Raw genomic sequence first — 18585 nt, 5'->3', positions numbered from 1 at the left:
TGCGAGCTCATCATCCTCCAGAGGCGCCGCGGGTGAGGAAGACCAGCCGGAACTTGCCGATCTGCACCTCGTCCCCGCCGTAGAGCGGCACCTCCTCGATCCGCTCACGGTTGACGTAGGTGCCGTTCAGGCTGCCGACGTCACGGACGGTGAACATGCCGCCGCCGCGCCGGTAGAACTCCACGTGGCGGCGCGAGACGGTGATGTCGTCCAGGAAGATGTCGCTGTCGGGATGACGCCCCACGGTGGTCAGGTCGCTGTCCAGCAGGAAACGGCTGCCGGCGTTGGGGCCGCGCATGGCGACGAGCAGGGCGGAGCCCGGGGGCAACTGCTCGACGGCCTGCCGCTCGGCGAGAAGCGTCTCTCCGGTCTCCGCCTCGTACGCCTCGATCCCGGAGAGGGAGATGGTCGACGTGCTGTCTCCGGGTGACTCGTACTTGGTCAGCGGCGAACCGCATTGGGAGCAGAAACGGGCATCCTCAGGGTTGGCGTGCCCGCACTGCGTGCAGTAGACGCTCGGCATCGATCGGCTCGGCCTCCTACCGCGAAGACGCGGCAACGGTGCTCAGGGATGCGCGCCTCGCTTCTTCGCTTCTCAAGTATTTTCTCTGACTGCGAATGCCGCAACATACACCAATGAGACGCAAAGATCAAGGCCGACGCTCGACCGCGGGTTCGGTCGGGACAAAGTTACCGCCGGGTGGTACTTCCGGTCCATGCCGCCGCGCTGGAGTGTCGCACTTCACTGTATTCATGGCGACGCTGCGCGTCGCGGCTCGGGGGCTCAGACCCGGCGCCTTCCCTCGTCACTCCGCCGCTCCGCGGCTGCGCTCCTCAGTCCAGACACCGGCGCCCCCTCACGGTATTCACGGCGACGCTGCGCGTCGCGGCTCGGGGGCTCTTGGTCCGGCGCCTTCCCTCGTCACTCCGCCGCTCCGCGGCTGCGCTCCTCAGTCCAGACACCGGCGCCCCCGAGCGGGTCCAGACACCGGCGTCCCCTCGCGGGGCTCAGATGCCGGCTGCCTCCTCCACGACCCGTGCCCAGTGCTCCAGCATGCCCTGCGCCGTGTCGACGTCGTTGCCCTCGGCCCACAGGTGGGTGACGGCCTCGGCCGGGTCGGGCAGCACCAGCGCCCAGGCTCCGTCGTCGGTGACGATCCGCACCCCGTCGGTGGTGTCGATGCGGTGGTGCTGGGCGGCCTCGATGACCGAGCGCATCACCACGCCCTTGGCGGCCCACGGCGTCGGCACCGTACGGCGCAGCAGCTTGGCCTCGGGGATCCTGGCGTCGATCTGGCTGAGCGACAGGCGGGTCCTGGCGACCAGGCCGAGCAGGCGCAGGAACGCGGCCAGGCCGTCCACGGTGGGCCCGAACTCCGGCACGACGAAACCGCCCCGCCCGTCCGCCGCGAAGATCATCTCTTGGCCCCGGACGGCGCTCGTGAGCGCGTCGACCGCGGTGGCGGTCCACTCGACCTGCACGCCGTGGAAGCGGCAGACCTGCTCGGCCACCCGGGTGGTGGTGACCGGCAGCGCCACCCGGCCGGCGCACCGCTCGGCCGCCACCAGGTCCAGGACCACCAGCAGGGCGCGCTCCTCGCTGATCAGGTGGCCCAGCTCGTCCACCAGTGCGATCCGCTCCCCCACCGGGTCGAACCGCACCCCGAAGGCGGCCCGGGAGGAGCTGACGAGCTCCGACAGCCGCTGCAGGTCGCGGCGGCGCTCGGCGAGGGTCTCGGTGGGCGAGGCCTCGTCCAGCCGGTTGTTGACGGTCAGCACCTCCACCCCGACCCGGCCGAGGAGGCTCGGCAGCACCAGCGCGGAGGTGCCGCCCGCGCAGTCCACGACGATCTTCATGTCGGCGTCGCGGACCCCCCGCATGTCCACGTGACGCAGCAGCTCGTGGGTGTAGTCCTCGACCGCCCGGGGCGGGAAGCGCAGCTCGGCGATCTCTCCGGGGAAGGCCCGCCGGAACTCCTGGCGGGCGAAGACCCGGTCGAGCTTGCGCTGGGCCGCCTGCGACAGGTCGGCGCCGTGCTCGTCCATGAAGACGATGTCCACGCTCTGCGGGTCGCCGGGGGTGGTGCGCAGCGCGATGCCGCCGACCGCGCTCTCCCGGGCGGTGTGGAAGCGCGACACCGGCAGCGGGGTGGCCTCCAAGTCCAGCACGTTGATGGCGCTGGCGTTCAGCGCGCTGATCACCGCCCGCTTCAGCGCCCGCGCGGCGCGGGAGGAGTCGCGGGAGGTGACGACGGAGGCGCCCTTGCTGAGCGTGGTGGCGTAGGCGCTGGCCAGCCGTACGCACAGCTCGGGGGTGATCTCGACGTTGACCAGCCCGGAGACACCGCGCGGGCCGAAGAGGTTGCGCTGGCCGCGCGGCTCCCAGATGACGCTGGTGTTGACCACCGCGCCGGCCTCGATGGTCTTGAAGGGGTAGACCTTGACGCCGGAGGAGAGGTAGGCGCCGGCCTCGATGATGCACTCGTCGCCGACGACGGCGCCCTCCTCGATCCGGACGCCGGTCATCAGGTCGGTGTTCTTGCCGACGACGCAGCCGCGCAGGTGGGCGCCGGGCCCGACGTAGACGTTGTCGCAGATCACCGCCCGGTGCAGGAAGGCGCCCTCGCGGACCACGGCGTTGCTGCCCAGCACGGTGTACTCGCGCAGCTCGGCCCCGGGCTCGACCTTGGCGTAGTCGCCGATGAACAGCGGGCCCTTGAGCACGGCGTCGGGGTCCACCGAGGCGCCCTCGGCCACCCAGACGCCGGGCGAGACCTCGAAGGCGTCGATGTCGAGCTTCACCCGGCCCGACAGGGCGTCGGCCTGGGCCTTGAGGTAGCTCTCGTGGGTGCCGACGTCCTCCCAGTAGCCGTCGGCGACGTAGCCGTACAGCGGGGCTCCGCGGGCCAGCAGCCGCGGGAAGACGTCCGCCGACCAGTCGACCGGTACGCCGGGGGCGATCTCGTCGAGGATCTCCGGCTCCATCACGTAGACGCCGGTGTTGACGGTGTCGGAGAAGACCTGGCCCCAGGTGGGCTTCTCCAGGAACCGCTCGACCCGGCCGTGCTCGTCGACGATGACGATGCCGAACTCCAGGGGGTTGGGCACCCGTTTGAGGCCGATGGTGACCATGGCGCCGTTCTCGCGGTGGAAACGCACCATGTCGGTCAGGTCGATGTCGGTGAGGGCGTCGCCGGAGATGACGAGGAACGGCTCGTCACGGAGCTTGTCGGCGGCGTTCTTGACGCTGCCGGCGGTCCCGAGGGGCGTCTCCTCGGTGGCGTAGTGCAGGCTCATGCCGAGCTCGTCGCCGTCGCCGAAGTAGTTGCGCACCAGGACGGCCAGGAACTGCACGGTGACGACGGTCTCGGTGAACCCGTGCCGCCGCAGCAGCCGCAGCACGTGTTCCATGATCGGCCGGTTGATCACAGGGAGCAGGGGCTTGGGCTGGTTGGCGGTCATCGGCCGGAGCCGTGTCCCCTCCCCGCCCGCCATCACGACGGCCTTCACGAATCACCTCTTAAGGCGTTTGGCTCCTTTGACGAGCTGCCGCACCTGTACCCAATACAGCACTCCCGACCACCAGTACAGGCCCGTGCCCCAGATGGCCAGCGACCAGCCGACGATCCGGGCCGGACCGGCGTACCACGCGTCGTGGTGGGCCAGGAACAGCAGGGGGAAGGCGTAGAGCAGGTTGGCGGTGGCGGCCTTGCCGAGGAAGTGCACCGGCAGCGCCGGGCCGTACCCGAGGCGGCGCAGGATGGGCGGGATGCCCAGCATCATGACGTCGCGCAGCGGGATCGCCAGTGCCAGCCACCAGGGGATGATGTCGCGCAGGGCCAGGCCGAGCAGGGTCGCCAGGATGTAGAGGCGGTCGGCCAGCGGGTCCAGCAGGCGGCCGAGTCTGCTGGTCTGGTTCCACGCCCGGGCGATCTTGCCGTCCAGCCAGTCGGAGAAGCCGGCCAGCATCAGCAGCCCGACGGCCCAGCCGTCGGCCTTGGGGCCCAGCACCAGCCACAGAAAGACCGGCACACCCAGGAGCCTGGCCAGGCTGAGCGCGTTGGGGACCGTCCAGATACGGTCCTCGGTTTCCGATGCTTCCGGATTCACCGGTATGTCTCCCCTCCCGTACTTGATGCCGACCCTACCTGTGCGGGGCATGCGCGAACCGTATCCCTGTTACGGGTACGGCCCGCGGCCTCCCCCCTCCTTCCGGCGGCGTCCCCGCCCGGCCCGCCCCGTACGGTGCCAGGTCCCGCCGGATCGCACCGGTCCGGACGGCCCGGCGCCGGGCACGCCGAAACGCCGCGGTCCCGGGGGGACCACGGCGGCGCGGGGGTCTTCCGCACGCCCGCCGGGGACGGCGCGCGACGCGGGCTCGGTCAGGAGCGGGCCGGTCAGGAACCGGCCGGTCAGAAGCGGGTCTGTCAGAAGCGGGTCTGTCAGGAGCGGCGCACCGCCGCGCGGGACGACCAGGCCCAGATCAGCACGGCCACGACCAGGCCGAACAGCGTCAGCCCGCTGGGCACGTGCGTGCCGAGCATCTCCCAGCTGAAGTGCTGGCCCAGGCCGATCAGCAGCAGGCCCAGGCTGGCCAGCGCGGGCCAGCCGGCGCCCCGGCCGGGCCGCCAGACCAGCACGGCGGCGACGACCTGCAGCAGCGCGATCAGGTGCACCACCATCCCGGCCATGACGTGCGTCTCGGCCAGTGCCTCCCCGCCGCGTACGGCCTGGCCGGCGAACGAGGCCGCGACGATCAGGCCGGCCGCCTGGGCGGTGACCAGGACGCGCAGGCCGTACAACAGGCCGGCGGGGACGGGACGGCCGTCCGCCGTCGGCCTGGCGATGACCTCCTGCATGAGAGGTGTCCTTCCTCGGATGAACGATTCCGGACACATCGTGGCGGTGGAGGGGCCGCCGCGTCGTCACCCCCGGGGCGGATGCGCCGATCCGCCCCGGGGCGGATGCCCGACCGGGCGGAAACCGGCGTCGACCAGCCCGATCCGGTGCGCGACCACCGCGGCCTGGGTGCGGTTGCGCACGCCCAGCTTGTCCATGGCGGTGGAGACGTGGCTCTTGACCGTGGTGACGCCCACGTGCAGCGCGTCGGCGATCTCGGCGTTGGACAGGCCCGCCCCGACCAGCGCCAGCACCTCCAGTTCCCGGTCGGTCAGCCCGGCCGGGACGTGCGCGGCGGCCTGCTCCTCGGCGGCCAGCGCCCGCTCCACGACGCGGCGCAGCACCGAGGGGGCGAGCAGCGGCTCGCCGGTGGCCGCCCGGCGCACCGCGTCGACCATCCGGCCCGGCTCGTCGTCCTTGACCAGGAAGCCGATCGCCCCGGCGCGCAGCGCGGCGTAGACGTTCTCGTCCTCGGCGAACGTGGTGAGGATCACGATCCGCGCCGCGGGCCAGGCCGCGAGGACGCGCCGGGTGGCCTCCAGGCCGTCCATCCGGGGCATGCGCAGGTCCATCAGTGTCACGTCGGGGCGCAGCCCCTCGGCCAGCCGTACGGCCTGCGCGCCGTCCACCGCCTCCCCGCAGACCTCCATGTCACCGGCCGCCTCCAGCAGCATCCGCACACCGGCGCGCACGAGCGCCTGGTCGTCGGCGACGACCACCCTGATCACATTGCCTCCTCCGGGACCGTCCGGTCCTCATGGCACACCCTGTTCCAGCCCGTCCGTCCCGGCAGGCCGGTTCGTCCAGCCCGGCCCGCCGGATCCGCGGGGTCGGCGGGGAGCGTCACCGCCAGGCGCCATCCTCCCGCCCCGTCGGGGCCGGCGGACAGCCGCCCGCCCAGCGCCCTGGCCCGCTCGCGCATCCCCGCGACGCCCTGTCCGGCGCCGGGCAGGGCGTCGTGGAGCCCCCGGGCCCCGGTCTCCGGGGTCTTCGGGGTCTCCGGGGCCTCCGGGGCCTCCCGGTGCTCCGGCGAGCCCGGATACGCCGGGAGGTGTGGGGGCGCGCCGTCACGGGAGGCCGGGGGCGCGCCGTTGACCACGTCCACCGCGAGCCCGTCGCCGGTCACGGTGAGCTCGACGGCGACGGGGGTGCCGGGCCCGGCGTGCTTGAGGACGTTGGTCAGCCCCTCCTGGACGATCCGGGCCGCCGAGGCCCGGCTCACCAGGGGCAGCCGCCCCACCTCGGGGTCGAGGCGCAGCTCCGCCCGCAGCCCGGCCGCGTTCATCCGCTCCACCGCCTCGCGCACGACGTCCTCGGGGTCGAGCAGCGGCGGGTGGACGAGGTCCGGGTCGCGCACCACGCTGAGCAGGCCGCGCAGGTCCTCCAGCACCTGGTGGCCGGTGGCGCGGATGTCGGCCAGCGCCTCGGCCACCGGGCCCGACGGCGCGGCGTACTGGGCGGCTCCGGCCCGCAGCACCATGGCCCCGACGTGGTGGGCCACGATGTCGTGAACGTCGCGGGCGATGCGCTCGCGCTCGGCCAGCAGGTCGGCCCGGGCCCGTTCGGCGGTGAGCAGCCTGGCCTCCTCGGCCATCGCCAGCCGCAGCTCGGTCGTGGCCCGGCGGATGCCGACGTAACGGCCGATGGCGACCGGCGCGGCGACCATCGCCAGCAGCGCGACCACCCGGGCCGGGGTGACCTGGGACAGGTCCCCGTCGATGAAGTTCAGCGCCGTGACGGTGGAGGCGGTCACGTAGGCGACGCCCGTCCACGACCAGGAGGCCCGCATCGCGAACACGCCCAGCGTGACGAGGAACAGGCCCTGCATCGGACCGACGGCGAAGCCGGCGGTGCGGTCGGCCATCAGCACCAGCAGCGCCTGTACGGCGAAGGCCGTGCCGGGCAGTGTGCGCGTCAGCCCGGCGGTGAGGCCGCAGCAGATGATGAACCAGCCCGCCCCCCACACCGGCAGCGGCCCGTCGTGCCACTTGGTCCAGGTGTCGAGCACCATGAAGGCCACCCCGCCGCCCGCGAGCAGCAGGTCAAGGCCGGGACGCCGCTCCACCAGGGCCATCGGCTCGATGGGGTGGCGCAGGTAGCGGCCGACCGCCACGGGGATGACGCCCGCCACGGCCGGGACGTACCAGGAGGCGGTGGTGAGGGCGATCCCGGGGTCGGCCACGTTGACCGCGGTGGCGGCCCCCGCCAGGACCGCGGCGGCCGCGGCGCGGCGCCGGTCGCCGCGGTGGGCGGCCACGCCCGCCGCGACGGACAGCAGGATCTGCGCGGTGTTGGCGGTGTAGGCGCCGACCTGGTCGCACACGACGAGGACGGCCGCCAGGAAGGCGCAGACCGTCAGGGGGAACCGCCGGACGAACCCCATGGGCACCCCGGCCAGCAGGGTGAACCCCCAGGTGATCAGCGCCGGGACGGCGCCGCCGGAATATGTGCCGCCCGAGATGAGCCGGTCCAGGGCGACCGCCGCGGCGGCCACGCAGACGTCCACGGCCCAGCCGCGGCGCCCCGCGCCCGGCGCCGGGCGCGGGGCCGCGGACGGGTCACGGAATCTCATGTGGCACGTCACGCAGTCGCATACACAGCACGGTATAGGCCCGGAGGAGGGGAGGCTCCTCCTCCGGAAGGTCGGCCGCCTCCTCCAAGTGGCCGCCGGGTCCGGCCGCCCGATGGGGCGATTTCCCAGCTCACAGCGCCTATGGTGCACTGCATGAGCAGTGACGCCGCACTCTTCCTCAGGCAGTGGATGCGCTCCCCGGCGACCGTCGGGGCGGTGGCTCCCAGCTCGCGCCGGCTCGCCGGGGCGGTGACCGCGCCGATCCCCCGCCGGGGCGACCCGGTGGTGGTGGAGCTCGGCGCGGGCACGGGCGTGTTCACGGCGGAGATCCAGCGGCGGCTCGGTGGCCGGGGGCACCACCTGGCCGTGGAGATCAACCCCCGGATGGCCGGGCTCCTCGCCGCCCGGCACCCCCGGGTGGACGTCGTCGCCGCCGACGCGGCGCGGCTGCCCTCCTTGCTGCGGGAACGCGGGCTGGCCGGCGCCGACGTGGTGGTGAGCGGCCTGCCCTGGGCGGCGTTCCCCGACGGTGTCCAGGTGGGGCTGCTGGACGCGGTCCGCGCGGTCATGGGGCCCGACGCGGCCTTCACCACCTTCGCCTACGGCTTCGCCCGCCACCTGCCGCCCGCCCGGCGCTTCCGGCGGCGCCTGTCGAACGCCTTCGAGGAGGTCGTGGCGGGCCGGACCGTGTGGGGCAACCTGCCGCCGGCCTTCGTCTACCACGCGCGCCGGCCGCGCCCCGCCGCCGAGGCGGGCCGTCCCGGCTGAGCCCGTACGGCGGCGCGCGGACCCGGAGGGCGGCGCGCGGGCCCGGAGAACGGGCGGTACGCGGGCCCGGAGGGCGGCGCGCGGGCCCGGAGAACGGGCGGTACGCGGGCCCGGAGGGTGGCGCGGTACGCGGGCCCGGAAGGCGGGGCGGAAGGCGGGCGGTACGCGGGCGGCGGGCACGGGCGCCGAAGAGACGGGCGGCGGAGACGGGCGGCGGGCGCGTGGCACTGGATCGGGAACAGAACTTCGTTCTAAGATCGCGCGACCGGAATGGAGTTGATCGCCCGTGGACTTCACCCTTCCCGAGAGCGCACTCGCCGTCCAGCGCGGCGTCACCGACGTCTGCGCCCGCTACGACCTCGGCTACTGGCAGCGCTGCGAGTCCGAGAAACGCTGGCCGCAGGAGGTCTGGGACGACCTGGCCCGGGGCGGCTGGCTGGGCCTGGCCGTACCTGAGGAGTACGGCGGGGGCGGCCAGGGCCTGCTGGAGCTGGCCGTGGCCACCGAGGCCCTGTCGGCGTCCGGCGCGGCCGGCGGCTCGGCGTTCACCTACGTCCTCACCCCCGGGTTCGGCGCCCTCACCCTGGCCCGGCACGGCAGCCCCCGGCAGCGCGAGGAGCTGCTGCCGAAACTGGCCACCGGCGAGGTGGAGACCTGCTTCGCCCTCACCGAGCCCGACGCCGGGTCCGACTCCCTGGGCATCTCCACCTTCGCCCGCCGCGACGGCGACGAGTTCGTGGTCAACGGCCGGAAGGTCTGGATCACCGGCGTGCAGCGCGCGACCTGGATGCTCCTGGTCACCCGGACCGTCCCGGCCGCCGAGGCGAAGCCGCGCAGCCACGGTCTGACGATCCTGCTGGTGAACGTGCCCGAGGCGGTCGCCGCCGGATCGCTGTCCTACCGGCCGATCCCGAAGATGGGCGCCAACACCACCCCCTCCAACACGGTCTTCGTCGACGGCCTGCGGGTGCCCGCGGCGAACGTGGTGGGCGAGGTGGACCAGGGGTCGCGGGTGCTGTGGGACATCCTCAACCCCGAGCGGATCCTCCTCGCCGCCGGCGGGCTGGGCGCCGCCGAGGTCGCCCTGTCGGTGGCGGTGCGCTACGCCGGGGAGCGGGAGGTCTTCGGCCGGCCGATCGGCGCCAACCAGGCCGTCGCCTTCCCCCTCGCCGAGGTCAAGGCGAAGATCGAGCTGGCCAGGCTGATGGTCCACAAGGCCGCCTGGCTGTTCGACGCCGGGCTGCCCTGCGGGACCGAGGCCGGCATCGCCAAGCTGGCCGCCTCCCAGGCCGCGTGGGAGTCCGCCGACCGGGCCTTCCAGACGCTGGGCGGCATGGCCTACTCGCTGGAGTACCCGGTGGCGCGGCTGCTGGCCGACGCCCGCATCGGCAAGGTCGCCCCGGTCACCGAGGAGCTCCTGCTCAACCACCTGGCCACCCGGGTGCTGGGACTGCCCAGGAGCTTCTGACCCGGTTGCGGGGCCGTCCCGGGGGGCAGACTCCCCGCAGGGCCGGGCGATCACCGCCGGGCCCGACGACGGCGAAGAGCGTGAGACCAGCGACGAGGGGAAGCAGCCGATGCCCGCCTACGCCAGCACCGTGATCGACGCCTCCGCGGACGAGGTGTGGAGCTACCTGAGGGACTTCGGGAACCTCGCCGAGTGGCTGCCCGGGATCTCCTCCTGCGTGTTCGAGGAGGGCGGGGGCGGTCCGGGCACGGTGCGCCGGATCGAGGGCGCGGGCGGGCTCTTCCGGGAGCGGCTGCTCACCCTCGACGACGACTCGCGCTCGGCGGCCTACGAGATCCTGGAGAGCCCCCTGCCGGTCCGGGGGTACCGGGCGGTCTACCGGGTCTGCCCCGTCACCGACACCGGCCGGGCGTTCGTGGAGTGGTCGGCGGTCTTCGAGACGGACGGCGGGGCGGACGAGGCCAAGGTGACCAGGAACGTGGTCCGGTACATCTTCGCGCCCGGCCTGGCGGCCCTGGGCGAACGGCACGCCGGGCACCGCCCCGCGGCGGGCGCCGAACCGGTCGGCTGACCCGGCGGGGCGCCCCGGGCGACGGCCGGGGGACGGCTCCCCGGGCCTGCCCGGCTCTCACGGGACGGGCTCCCGGCTTTCACGGGGGCCGGCGCTCCGGCGGGTCCACCCGGCCCGTCAGGTGAACTCCGGCGGGCGCCGCTCCCGTACGGCCCGCACCCCCTCGGCCACGTCCGGGCCGGTGAAGCCGAGGAACTCCATGGCCAGGGAGGCGTCGAAGGAGGGGCCGGCCAGGCGCAGCCAGTTGTTGAGCGCGTACTTGGTCAGCCGGATCGCCTCGGCCGAGCCCGCGGCCAGCCGTACGGCGATCTCCAGTGCCCGCTCGTGCACCTGGTCGTCGTCCACGCACAGGCTGACCAGCCCCATCGCCTCGGCCTGCTCCCCGGTGACCGGCTCGCACAGCAGCAGGTGGTACTTGGCCTTGGCCAGCCCGCACAGCAGCGGCCAGACGATGGCGGCGTGGTCGCCGGCCGCCACGCCGAGGCGGGTGTGGCCGTCGATGACACGCGCCGTACGGCCCGCCACGGAGACGTCGGCCAGCAGCGCGACCGCCAGGCCCGCGCCCACGGCCGGGCCCTGGACGGCCGAGACGATCGGCTTGGAGCAGTTGATCACGTTGTAGACGATGTCGCGGGCCTCGGTGAAGACGCGCATGCGCGTGGCGTGGTCGCGGGTCATCTCCTCGATCATCGCGAGGTCGCCGCCGGCGGAGAACGCCTCGCCCTCGCCCCGGACGAGCACCGCGCGCACGGCGTCGTCGCGGTCGGCGTCGAGCCAGATCCCGGCCAGCTCGCGGTGGCCGACGGTGTCCACGGCGTTGAGCCTGCGCGGCTCGCTGATCGTCACCCGGAGCACCCCGTCGGCGGCCCAGTCGATCCTCAGCTTCTCGTAGTCCTCGTATCCCCTCATCGCCGGGCCCCCTCCGGCAGCGCGGCGGCGCCGGGCAGGTCCCGCACCCCTGGTGGCGCTTCGGTTCCGGCCCCGGATCGGGCTTCGGGCCGCGGTCCGGGCCGCGGTCCGGGCCGCGCCGCGGCCTCGACCAGCGCCGCGACGAGCCGGTCGTCGTCGCCGCGCTCGGGGTGCCACTGGACTCCGACGCCGAAGGGGTGGTCCCGCAGCTCGACGCCCTCGACGATCTGGTCGTCGGCCCAGGCCACGGGGATCAGGCCGGCGCCGAGCCGCCGGATCGCCTGCCGGTGCGGCGCGGTCGCCTCGACGCGGTCGCCCACCGCCCCGCCCAGCCTGCTCAACACGCTGACCTGGACGACGTGCCCGCCCCCGGTGTGGAGCTCATGGCTGTCGACCGCGTCGGGAAGCCACGGGATCAGGCTGCCGCCCTGGGCGACGTTCAGCACGTGCATGCCCCGGGCGACGCCCAGCAGGGGCAGGCCGGCCTGGACGGCGGCGCGGGTCAGGGCCAGCTCGAAGCGGTCGCGGTGGGGCTGGGGCTCGCCGAGCCGTTCGTCGCGGGCCGCGCCGTACAGGGTGGGGTCGAGCTCGCCGCCGCCGGTGAGGATCACCGCGGAGAGGTGGCGCGCGTGCTCGGCGGCCATGGCGGGGCCGAGCGACGGGAGCAGCACCGGGACGCCGCCCGCCCGCTCCACCGCCCGGGCGTAGGCGGGCGGGGACAGGACGGCCTCGCGGACCCAGTCGCCCCAGCGGGCGGCCTCGAGGTAGGAGGTGATGCCGATCAGAGGTCTGGGCATGGGCTCTCCAGTGGCCGTGCGGGAGGCGGCGCCCTGTTCCCGGACGGCGCCTGTCCCGTCTTTCGGCAACATCCCTATCATGCTGCGCGCCATTTCGGTTATGCCACCCATATCAGATCTCAATGGCCCAGCACGGCGAACCCGCCCCGGCGGACCGCTCCAGGGGAATGGAGCGCTCCACCCACCGGTGGCGTCCCGGGGCGATGGAACGATCCACCTTCCGGAGACGCCCCGAAAAGGCCCGCGAGCCGGCTGGGCGGTTCGACGCGACATTAAATACGAAATATTACGAATATCCCTCATTTCCGCACACATGGCCATCAAGAGGTTATTATCCGCGACGCCCTCGCAATTACGGAAGGCCAGATTTCGCACCATATTCCAGAGAAACGGTTGTGACGCCTATGGGAAACTGCAAGAATTCAATGTGAGCGAACCGGCGGGCCGGGGTCACCGGGCGCTCGTCACCCGGAACCGTCATGGAGGTGGTCTGCGTGATCGGACTTTGATCCGGTCGGTGGGGTGAGGTCCGATCACATGTCGTTGAATCCGCGTCTCGTCAAGGAAAGCTTCGCCGTCATCGAGCCCGTCGCGGACCGGGCCGCGGCATACTTCTACGGGCGGCTGTTCGCCGCCAATCCGCACCTGCGTGGAATGTTCCCCCCGGCGATGAACGCCCAGCGCGACCGCCTGTTCGGCGCGCTGACCCGCATCGTCTGGAGCGTCGACGGCCCCGACGGCATGGCGCCGTTCCTCGGCCGACTGGGCCGCGACCACCGCAAGTACGGCGTGCTCACCGAGCACTACGCCGTGGTCCGCGCCGCGCTGCTGGCCACCGTACGGCACTTCGCCGCCGAGGTCTGGACCCCCGAGGTCGAGCGGGCGTGGGAGGCGGCGTACGACGTCGCCGCCGACTTCATGATCAAGGCCGCCGAGGCCGACGCGGGCGTCTCCCCCGCCTGGTGGCTGGCCGAGGTCACCGGCCACGAGCTGCGCACCCCGGACGTCGCCGTCCTCACCCTGAGGCCCGCCCAGCCCCTGCCGTACCTGCCGGGACAGCACGTCAGCGTGCAGACCTCCCGCTGGCCGCGCGTGTGGCGGCCCTTCTCCATCGCCAACGCCCCGCGGCCGGACGGCACCGTCCGGCTGCACGTCCGCGCGGTGCGGGGCGGGTGGGTCTCCGGCGCGCTGGTCCGGCACACCCGCGTCGGCGACACCCTCATGCTCGGCCCGGCGTCCGGGTCGATGGCCCCGCCCGCTTCCGGCCGCGACGTCCTGTGCGTCGCGGGAGGCACCGGGCTGGCCCCGCTGAAGGCGATCATCGAGCACGCCATCGCCTCCGGGCGGCGGTCCGGCATCCACCTCCTGTACGGCGCGCGCCGCGCCGCGGAGCTGTACGACCTGCCCGACCTGGTGCGGATGGAGTCGGAGTTCCCCCGGCTGCGGGTGCTGCCGGTCGTCTCCGACGAGCCGGGCCACGACGGGGTTCGGGGCACCGTGAGCGAGGTGCTGGACCGCTTCCCCTCCTGGGCCGGCCACGAGGTCTACGTCTGCGGCCCGCCCGCCATGGTCGGCGACGCGGTCCGCCGGCTGCGGCGCGGGGGCGTCCCCCTGACCGACATCCACCGGGACATCATCGAGTCCTGAGGTCGTCCCCGAAGCCGTCCCCGCCGTTCAGGCCGTCTCCCCCGCCCGGATCTCCTCCCCGGCCCGGGTGTTCTCCGCCGTCGGAGCGTTCTCCGCCCGGGCCGCCTCCCCCCGGACCTCCTCCGTCCGGACCGTCTCCGCCGTCCGGGTCCCCTCCATCGGAGCCGCCTCCGCCGTACGGGTCTCCTCCGCCGTACGGGTCTCCTCCGCCGTCCGGGTCTCCTCCGCACGGGCCGCCTCCTCCGCCGCGGTGACCGAGGCGGTCGTGACGGAGCGGGAGACCACGGCGACGGCGACGACGCACAGCGCCGCCGCGGCGCAGAACACCGCGGGCAGCCCCGCCCGTTCGGCGAGGAACCCGCCCGCCGCGGCGCCCAGCGGGGTGGCCCCCATCCCGATCAGGCGGGCGGTGGCGTTGATGCGGCCGAGCATCGCCTCGGGGACGATCCGCTGCCGCAGCGAGACGATGACGACGTTGGAGACGGCGTTCGTCACGCCGAGCAGCACCGCCGTGACGGCGATACCGGGCACGGTGGGCAGCAGGACCGGCACGAACAGCAGGAGCCCGTTGACCACGTCGGCGACGATCAGCGTCCTGATCTGGCCGGTCCGGCGCGCCAGCCGGTCGGCGACCAGCGATCCCGCCACCGCGCCCGCCGCCAGCGACGCGGTGAGCACGCCGTACCCGGCGGAGGTCAGCCCCACCCGGGACTCCTCGCCGACCACCCACAGCACGAACACCGCGAAGTAGGCGGCGTTGGCGAAGTTGAGCACGCCCGAGAAGAGGGCCAGGCTCCGCAGCACCCGGTGACCCCACAGGTGGCGCAGACCCTCGGCGATGTCGGCGCGCAGCGGCCGGGTGGAGGGGGTCTCGACGCGGAACCGCCCACGCATGCCGAGCAGCGTCAGGGCCGCCGCCGCGTACAGCAGGGCGGGCGTCCCGAGCGCGGCCGTCGCGCCGATCCCGACCAGGATCCCGGCGGCCGGGGCGCCGAGGAAGTTGTTGCCGACGGTCTCCACCGCGACGAGCCGGCCGTTGGCCTCGCCCAGCCGCTCGCGCGGCACGATCATCGGCAGCACCGACTGCGCGGAGGTGTCGGCGAGGACCTCCGCGACGCCGGTCAGCAGCGTCCCGGCCAGCAGCACCGGAAGGCTCAGCAGCCCGAGCCAGGCGGTCAGCGCCACCCCGGCCAGCGCGGCCGCCCGCAGCGCGTTGGCGGCGACCATGATCCGGCGGCGGTCGTGCCGGTCGGCCAGGGCGCCCGCGTGCAGCGCGAGCAGCAGCCACGGCAGCGTGGCCGCCGCACTGACCAGGGAGACGAGGACCGGCGAGCGGGTCAGCGTCACCGCGACCAGCGAGACGCCGACGACGGTGATCCCGTCGGCGACGTTCGACAGGCCGGAGGCGGCCACCAGCCGGTGGAGGGGTCGTCCGGTCATGCGTGCTCCCGGTATCGTGGAAAGAGAAGTTTGCAAACGATTCTTTGCAAAGATATGGCTGCACATGACGGATGACAAGACCCGTTCCATCGACGCCGCCGCGCTCAAGGGGCTGGCGCACCCCTCCCGGCTGCGCCTGCTGGAACTCCTGGAGCAGCGCGGCGAGGCGACCGCGACCCAGCTCGCCGCCCTGACCGGGGAGAACACCGGCGCGACGAGTTACCACCTGCGGCAGCTCGAACGGTACGGCTTCATCGAGGACGTCCCTGGACGCGGCAGGGGCAAGGAACGCTGGTGGCGCGCGGGCAGCTTCTCCATGGACGGCGACCGCTTCCGCCGCGACCCCGACACGGCCCAGGCCGCCGAGATGGTGCTCGCCCAGGTGGTCCGCCAGCGCGGGGCCGAGCTCACCCGCTGGCTGGAGGAGTCACGGACCGCGCCCCGGGCGTGGATCGAGGCCAGCGTCACCTCCAGCAGCGGCATGCGCCTCACCCGCCAGGAGCTCGCCGATCTGGTCGGTGAGGTCTCCGCCGTCCTGGACGTCTACCGGAAGCGGGCCCGGGGCCGCCCCGGTGACACGCCGGACACCGCCCAGGTCGTCGTCCACTTCGACGCCCTGCCCTTCGGCGTCGGCGAGGCGGATCCCGACAGGGCGGACACCGGCGGGGCGGACACCGGTGGGGCGGATCACCCCGGATGAGCTCCCGGCCACGCGATGTCGTCGACCGCCAGGAACGGCTCGCCGGCCACGGCCGCCGGGGTCGCCCCGGTGAACGCCATGACGTCCCGATGCAGGTGGGACTGGTCGGCGTAGCCGGCCTCCACCGCGACCCGCCGCCCTCCTCCTTGCCTTCACCGCGGCCCATGCCGTGCGGGCCGGATGAGGTGAGGGCGGCGGAGGATGACCTCGGTGTCCGGGCGCCGGCCGGAATACGCCTCGGCCTCCTCGCGGACCTGGTTTCCCCCACAGGCGACCGCCTCGGCGACGCGAGCCTGTCACCTGGTCATCGCGGCCGGCTGGCCATCGAGGCGGGCTTCGACGCCATCGAGATCCACCTCGGCCACAACTACTTCGCCAGCTCGTTCCTCAGGCCGAAGATCAACAAGCGCCGTGAGGTTACGGCGGACCGCTGGCCAACCGCGCCAAGGTCGTCCTCTCCGTCACCCGCGCCGTCCGCGACGCCGTCGGCGACCGGATCGCCGTCCTGGCCAAGCTCAACATGGACGACGGCGTGCCCAGCGGGCTCTGGCTCGACGAGAGCCGCCAGGTCGCCCAGTGGATCGAACGCGACGGCAGCGTGGACGCCCTGGAGCTGACCGTCGGCAGCTCCCTGCTCAACCCCATGTATCTCTTCCGCGGCGACGCCCCGATCCGCGAGTTCGCCGCTACCTTCAGGCAGCCCATGCGACTGGGCGGCAACCTCGTCGGCGACCGCTTCATCCACGCGTACCCCTACCGGGAGGCGTACCTGCTCGACAGCGCCTGTCAGTTCCGCGTCGCGCTGGGCATGCCCCTGATCCTGCTGGGCGGCGTCAGCCAGCGCGCCACCATGGACCTGGCCATGGCCGAGGGCTTCCGATTCGTCGCCATGGCCCGCGCGCCGCTGCGCGAACCCGACCTGATCAACCGCATCCGGTGTGAGCCCGCCACCCGGTCGCTATGCACCCACTGCAACAAGTGCATGCCGACGATCTTCAGTGGTACCCGGTGCGTCCTGGCCTGAGGGCCAGGCGCGACCGGCGTCGTGCCCGATCATCCATGGCGGCGTGCCGGGCCCCGGCGGCCGACCGGTGCCCGGCACGCCGGGTGCTCAGAGCGGGACGACCCGGTAACCCCCGTCAGGGGGCGACGCGGCCGTTGGCGACGAACGCAGCGTGGGTGAGGGGCATCAGCCCCGCCCAGACGGCCTCCATCTTCTCGGCCACCATCTCGATCTCCCGCTGCGGGAACGAGGGCACCTTGGCCTGCTCGCTCTTGGTGCGCAGCGACAGGAAGTGCATCAGGGACCGGGCGTTGCAGGTGGCGTACATCGAGGAGAACAGGCCCACCGGCAGCACGGCCCTGGCCACCTCGCGGGCGACGCCGGCCTCCAGCATCTCCTGGTAGGCGGCGTAGGACTGCCGGTAGGAGGCCTCCATCGCCTCGGTCACCAGCTTGTGCTGCTCGTCGGTCCCCTCGACGAACACGTATTTGCCCGGCCGGCCCTCCTGGACGAGCCTGCGCTCCCTACCCGGAACGTAAAAATCGGACTGCAGCTCCCTGTATCTCCCGCTTTCCTCGTTGTAGGAATTGTGAACGACGATTCCATTGGCGAGGAAGTTGTGCCAAGGACCCTCGACCGACAGGTCATAGGTCATCTCCTCGCCACCGTCCTCGATCGAGACGATCGGGTCGGGTTTCGCGATCGAGACCTTCCCTCCTCGCTTGGCGAGTGCCTGCTCGGCGTCACTCTTCTTCCGGTGACATGGCGAGCAGGCAGGCATGAGATTGCTTGGATCAAGGGCTTTCAACAGGTTTGCAGCCACAGGAACCACATGGTCGAGCGCAAGTTCCTCACGCGGGAAGCTCCTGAAGCATAGGTGGCACGTGTCCGTCTCCCTGATCAACCGGAGCCTCTGCATGGACGTCCAGACACCGATCCCGCGCCGCAGGGAGGGCGGAACCAACGCCTCCGAAGGAGGTACGGCGGTGGCCGCGGCCATGAGCTGGTCTCCGACTTCCAGTTCTCCGGCTTTTCGCCACCCTTCAGGTGTGAGAACCGCATGGTCCACCGAGCACCTCAGCGACCGGCCGCTCTCCGTGGTGAGATGGATCAGCCGCTTCACTCCGGACTCCATGACGTCCAGAATCCGGGCGCGGGAGGCGAGCAGAGTCGTCTCGTCGTAGCAGCGGACGTGGTTGCGACGGACGGATGCGAGCTTGCGCAGCCGCTTGGAGGGGTGCTCGGCCCTGAACTCGGCCACCACCCGCTCAGCGGCCTCTCTCGTCTCGTGCAGCCCCAGATAGTGGGATTTATTAGCGTATTTGACCTGAGCGCTCCACTTCCCGGCGCTCTTCTTCCACGTCACCCCTCCACCAGAGCTGGGCAGGGCGTCTTCGACTCCGTGATGCCAGAGCCTATAGAGCTCGGCGATCGTCCGCCTGCGGATGTTCCCCTTCTCGCTCACTAGTGTGATCTCAGAGTCACCCGCCAGACACCATCCCACCCTGTGACGGTGGAACTCCCGGAAGACGAAGATGGGCGCCCTGACGAAGAAGGTCATGGAGTTGTGCTCGAACGGGCTCCCGTGCCTGTCGCGCATGAGGTAGTTGATCAGTCCCTTGGACCGCTCCGGGTCCTTGTTGATCTCCTCCAGGGACTGCTCCCCCGCGGTCGACACCCGCGCGGCCCAGAGCACGTCGGTGTCCGAGGCGCTGTGCCTGACCAGCTCGACGGTGACGTCGTCGAGGAAACGCGGCTGACTGTCGTCCATGGGCGGTAGACCTTCCGGTGGCGGTTCGCGGGCACAGGCA

General features: G+C 72.7%; 17 protein-coding genes. 6 read left to right on the top strand and 11 right to left on the bottom strand.

The window, feature by feature from the left end; translation table 11 throughout:
* Nucleotides 1-10 precede the first annotated feature (10 nt).
* From IEZ10_RS32465 to IEZ10_RS32440, 6 genes are all read right to left on the bottom strand, one after another.
* A complete protein-coding gene (locus IEZ10_RS32465; RefSeq protein WP_179823806.1) occupies nt 11-523 on the bottom strand; it encodes a double zinc ribbon and FHA domain-containing protein in 513 nt (170 codons plus the stop codon).
* Nucleotides 524-1008: 485 nt separating this feature from the next.
* Nucleotides 1009-3510: a mannose-1-phosphate guanyltransferase gene (locus tag IEZ10_RS32460; protein WP_189250342.1), complete on the bottom strand. Its 2502-nt coding sequence runs from the start codon at nt 3508-3510 to the stop codon at nt 1009-1011.
* 3 nt (nt 3511-3513) lie between these two features.
* Complete coding sequence (gene clsA, locus IEZ10_RS32455) at nt 3514-4110, bottom strand: cardiolipin synthase ClsA (protein WP_189250341.1); 597 nt, start codon at nt 4108-4110, stop codon at nt 3514-3516.
* Between the two features lie 332 nt (nt 4111-4442).
* On the bottom strand, nt 4443-4859 hold the full coding sequence (locus IEZ10_RS32450; protein WP_189250340.1) for a hypothetical protein: 417 nt from the start codon (nt 4857-4859) through the stop codon (nt 4443-4445).
* 66 nt (nt 4860-4925) lie between these two features.
* The gene (locus tag IEZ10_RS32445) at nt 4926-5627 is read right to left on the bottom strand and encodes a response regulator (protein WP_189250339.1); all 702 of its coding nucleotides are present in this window, start codon (nt 5625-5627) and stop codon (nt 4926-4928) included.
* Complete coding sequence (locus tag IEZ10_RS32440) at nt 5624-7471, bottom strand: sensor histidine kinase (RefSeq protein WP_189250338.1); 1848 nt, start codon at nt 7469-7471, stop codon at nt 5624-5626. The genes IEZ10_RS32445 and IEZ10_RS32440 overlap by 4 nt, the downstream gene beginning before the upstream one ends.
* Nucleotides 7472-7624: 153 nt before the next feature.
* On the opposite strand from IEZ10_RS32440, the gene IEZ10_RS32435 reads away from it, so the two are divergent.
* The 3 genes from IEZ10_RS32435 to IEZ10_RS32425 all read left to right on the top strand — a co-directional run bounded on the left by IEZ10_RS32435 (nt 7625) and on the right by IEZ10_RS32425 (nt 10278).
* Nucleotides 7625-8239: a class I SAM-dependent methyltransferase gene (locus IEZ10_RS32435; RefSeq protein WP_189250337.1), complete on the top strand. Its 615-nt coding sequence runs from the start codon at nt 7625-7627 to the stop codon at nt 8237-8239.
* A gap of 286 nt (nt 8240-8525) precedes the next feature.
* Nucleotides 8526-9707, top strand: coding sequence for an acyl-CoA dehydrogenase family protein (locus IEZ10_RS32430; protein ID WP_189250336.1), 1182 nt, complete (start codon nt 8526-8528; stop codon nt 9705-9707).
* Between the two features lie 109 nt (nt 9708-9816).
* On the top strand, nt 9817-10278 hold the full coding sequence (locus IEZ10_RS32425) for an SRPBCC family protein (RefSeq protein WP_189250335.1): 462 nt from the start codon (nt 9817-9819) through the stop codon (nt 10276-10278).
* Between the two features lie 117 nt (nt 10279-10395).
* On the opposite strand, the gene IEZ10_RS32420 is transcribed toward IEZ10_RS32425, so the two are convergent.
* Complete coding sequence (locus IEZ10_RS32420; protein WP_189250334.1) at nt 10396-11187, bottom strand: enoyl-CoA hydratase/isomerase family protein; 792 nt, start codon at nt 11185-11187, stop codon at nt 10396-10398.
* On the bottom strand, nt 11184-11984 hold the full coding sequence (locus IEZ10_RS32415) for a gamma-glutamyl-gamma-aminobutyrate hydrolase family protein (RefSeq protein WP_189250333.1): 801 nt from the start codon (nt 11982-11984) through the stop codon (nt 11184-11186). The genes IEZ10_RS32420 and IEZ10_RS32415 overlap by 4 nt, the downstream gene beginning before the upstream one ends.
* 537 nt (nt 11985-12521) lie before the next feature.
* On the opposite strand from IEZ10_RS32415, the gene IEZ10_RS32410 reads away from it, so the two are divergent.
* Nucleotides 12522-13631 (top strand): globin domain-containing protein, encoded by a 1110-nt coding sequence (locus tag IEZ10_RS32410; RefSeq protein WP_189250332.1) that lies wholly within the window; start codon nt 12522-12524, stop codon nt 13629-13631.
* 27 nt (nt 13632-13658) lie between these two features.
* Here the strand turns inward: IEZ10_RS32410 and IEZ10_RS32405 are convergent, their stop codons facing one another.
* On the bottom strand, nt 13659-15071 hold the full coding sequence (locus tag IEZ10_RS32405) for an MFS transporter (RefSeq protein WP_229811876.1): 1413 nt from the start codon (nt 15069-15071) through the stop codon (nt 13659-13661).
* Nucleotides 15072-15135: 64 nt separating this feature from the next.
* Here IEZ10_RS32405 and IEZ10_RS32400 point away from each other — a divergent pair, with 64 nt between their 5' ends.
* Nucleotides 15136-15771, top strand: a complete 636-nt coding sequence (locus tag IEZ10_RS32400; RefSeq protein WP_189250330.1) for a helix-turn-helix domain-containing protein — start codon at nt 15136-15138, stop codon at nt 15769-15771.
* Here IEZ10_RS32400 and IEZ10_RS32395 read toward each other — a convergent pair.
* Nucleotides 15759-15896, bottom strand: coding sequence for a helix-turn-helix domain-containing protein (locus IEZ10_RS32395; RefSeq protein WP_229811875.1), 138 nt, complete (start codon nt 15894-15896; stop codon nt 15759-15761). The genes IEZ10_RS32400 and IEZ10_RS32395 overlap by 13 nt on opposite strands.
* A gap of 407 nt (nt 15897-16303) precedes the next feature.
* Here IEZ10_RS32395 and IEZ10_RS39440 point away from each other — a divergent pair, with 407 nt between their 5' ends.
* Nucleotides 16304-16795 carry a beta/alpha barrel domain-containing protein gene (locus IEZ10_RS39440; RefSeq protein WP_229811873.1) on the top strand — a complete coding sequence of 164 codons (492 nt, stop codon included), beginning with the start codon at nt 16304-16306 and terminating at the stop codon, nt 16793-16795.
* Between the two features lie 115 nt (nt 16796-16910).
* Here IEZ10_RS39440 and thyX read toward each other — a convergent pair whose 3' ends face one another.
* Entirely contained in the window at nt 16911-18545 is a 1635-nt protein-coding gene (gene thyX / locus IEZ10_RS32385) for an FAD-dependent thymidylate synthase (protein ID WP_189250329.1), read from the bottom strand.
* Between the last annotated feature and the right edge of the window lie 40 nt (nt 18546-18585).

This window comes from Streptosporangium pseudovulgare, assembly GCF_014648055.1.
Taxonomy (GTDB): domain Bacteria; phylum Actinomycetota; class Actinomycetes; order Streptosporangiales; family Streptosporangiaceae; genus Streptosporangium; species Streptosporangium pseudovulgare.
Note: the sequence above shows the minus strand (reverse complement) of the source record. Positions and strands in the feature narration are given on the sequence as shown.

Excerpts from the sequence above, each read along its gene's own strand:
- IEZ10_RS32465 (WP_179823806.1), bottom strand. The coding sequence starts at position 523 with ATGCCGAGCGTCTACTGCACGCAGTGCGGGCACGCCAACCCTGAGGAT.
- IEZ10_RS32450 (WP_189250340.1), bottom strand. The coding sequence starts at position 4,859 with ATGCAGGAGGTCATCGCCAGGCCGACGGCGGACGGCCGTCCCGTCCCC.
- IEZ10_RS32440 (WP_189250338.1), bottom strand. The coding sequence starts at position 7,471 with ATGAGATTCCGTGACCCGTCCGCGGCCCCGCGCCCGGCGCCGGGCGCG.
- IEZ10_RS32435 (WP_189250337.1), top strand. The coding sequence starts at position 7,625 with ATGAGCAGTGACGCCGCACTCTTCCTCAGGCAGTGGATGCGCTCCCCG.
- IEZ10_RS32425 (WP_189250335.1), top strand. The coding sequence starts at position 9,817 with ATGCCCGCCTACGCCAGCACCGTGATCGACGCCTCCGCGGACGAGGTG.
- IEZ10_RS32420 (WP_189250334.1), bottom strand. The coding sequence starts at position 11,187 with ATGAGGGGATACGAGGACTACGAGAAGCTGAGGATCGACTGGGCCGCC.
- IEZ10_RS32415 (WP_189250333.1), bottom strand. The coding sequence starts at position 11,984 with ATGCCCAGACCTCTGATCGGCATCACCTCCTACCTCGAGGCCGCCCGC.
- IEZ10_RS32410 (WP_189250332.1), top strand. The coding sequence starts at position 12,522 with ATGTCGTTGAATCCGCGTCTCGTCAAGGAAAGCTTCGCCGTCATCGAG.
- IEZ10_RS32405 (WP_229811876.1), bottom strand. The coding sequence starts at position 15,071 with ATGACCGGACGACCCCTCCACCGGCTGGTGGCCGCCTCCGGCCTGTCG.
- IEZ10_RS32400 (WP_189250330.1), top strand. The coding sequence starts at position 15,136 with ATGACGGATGACAAGACCCGTTCCATCGACGCCGCCGCGCTCAAGGGG.
- thyX (WP_189250329.1), bottom strand. The coding sequence starts at position 18,545 with ATGGACGACAGTCAGCCGCGTTTCCTCGACGACGTCACCGTCGAGCTG.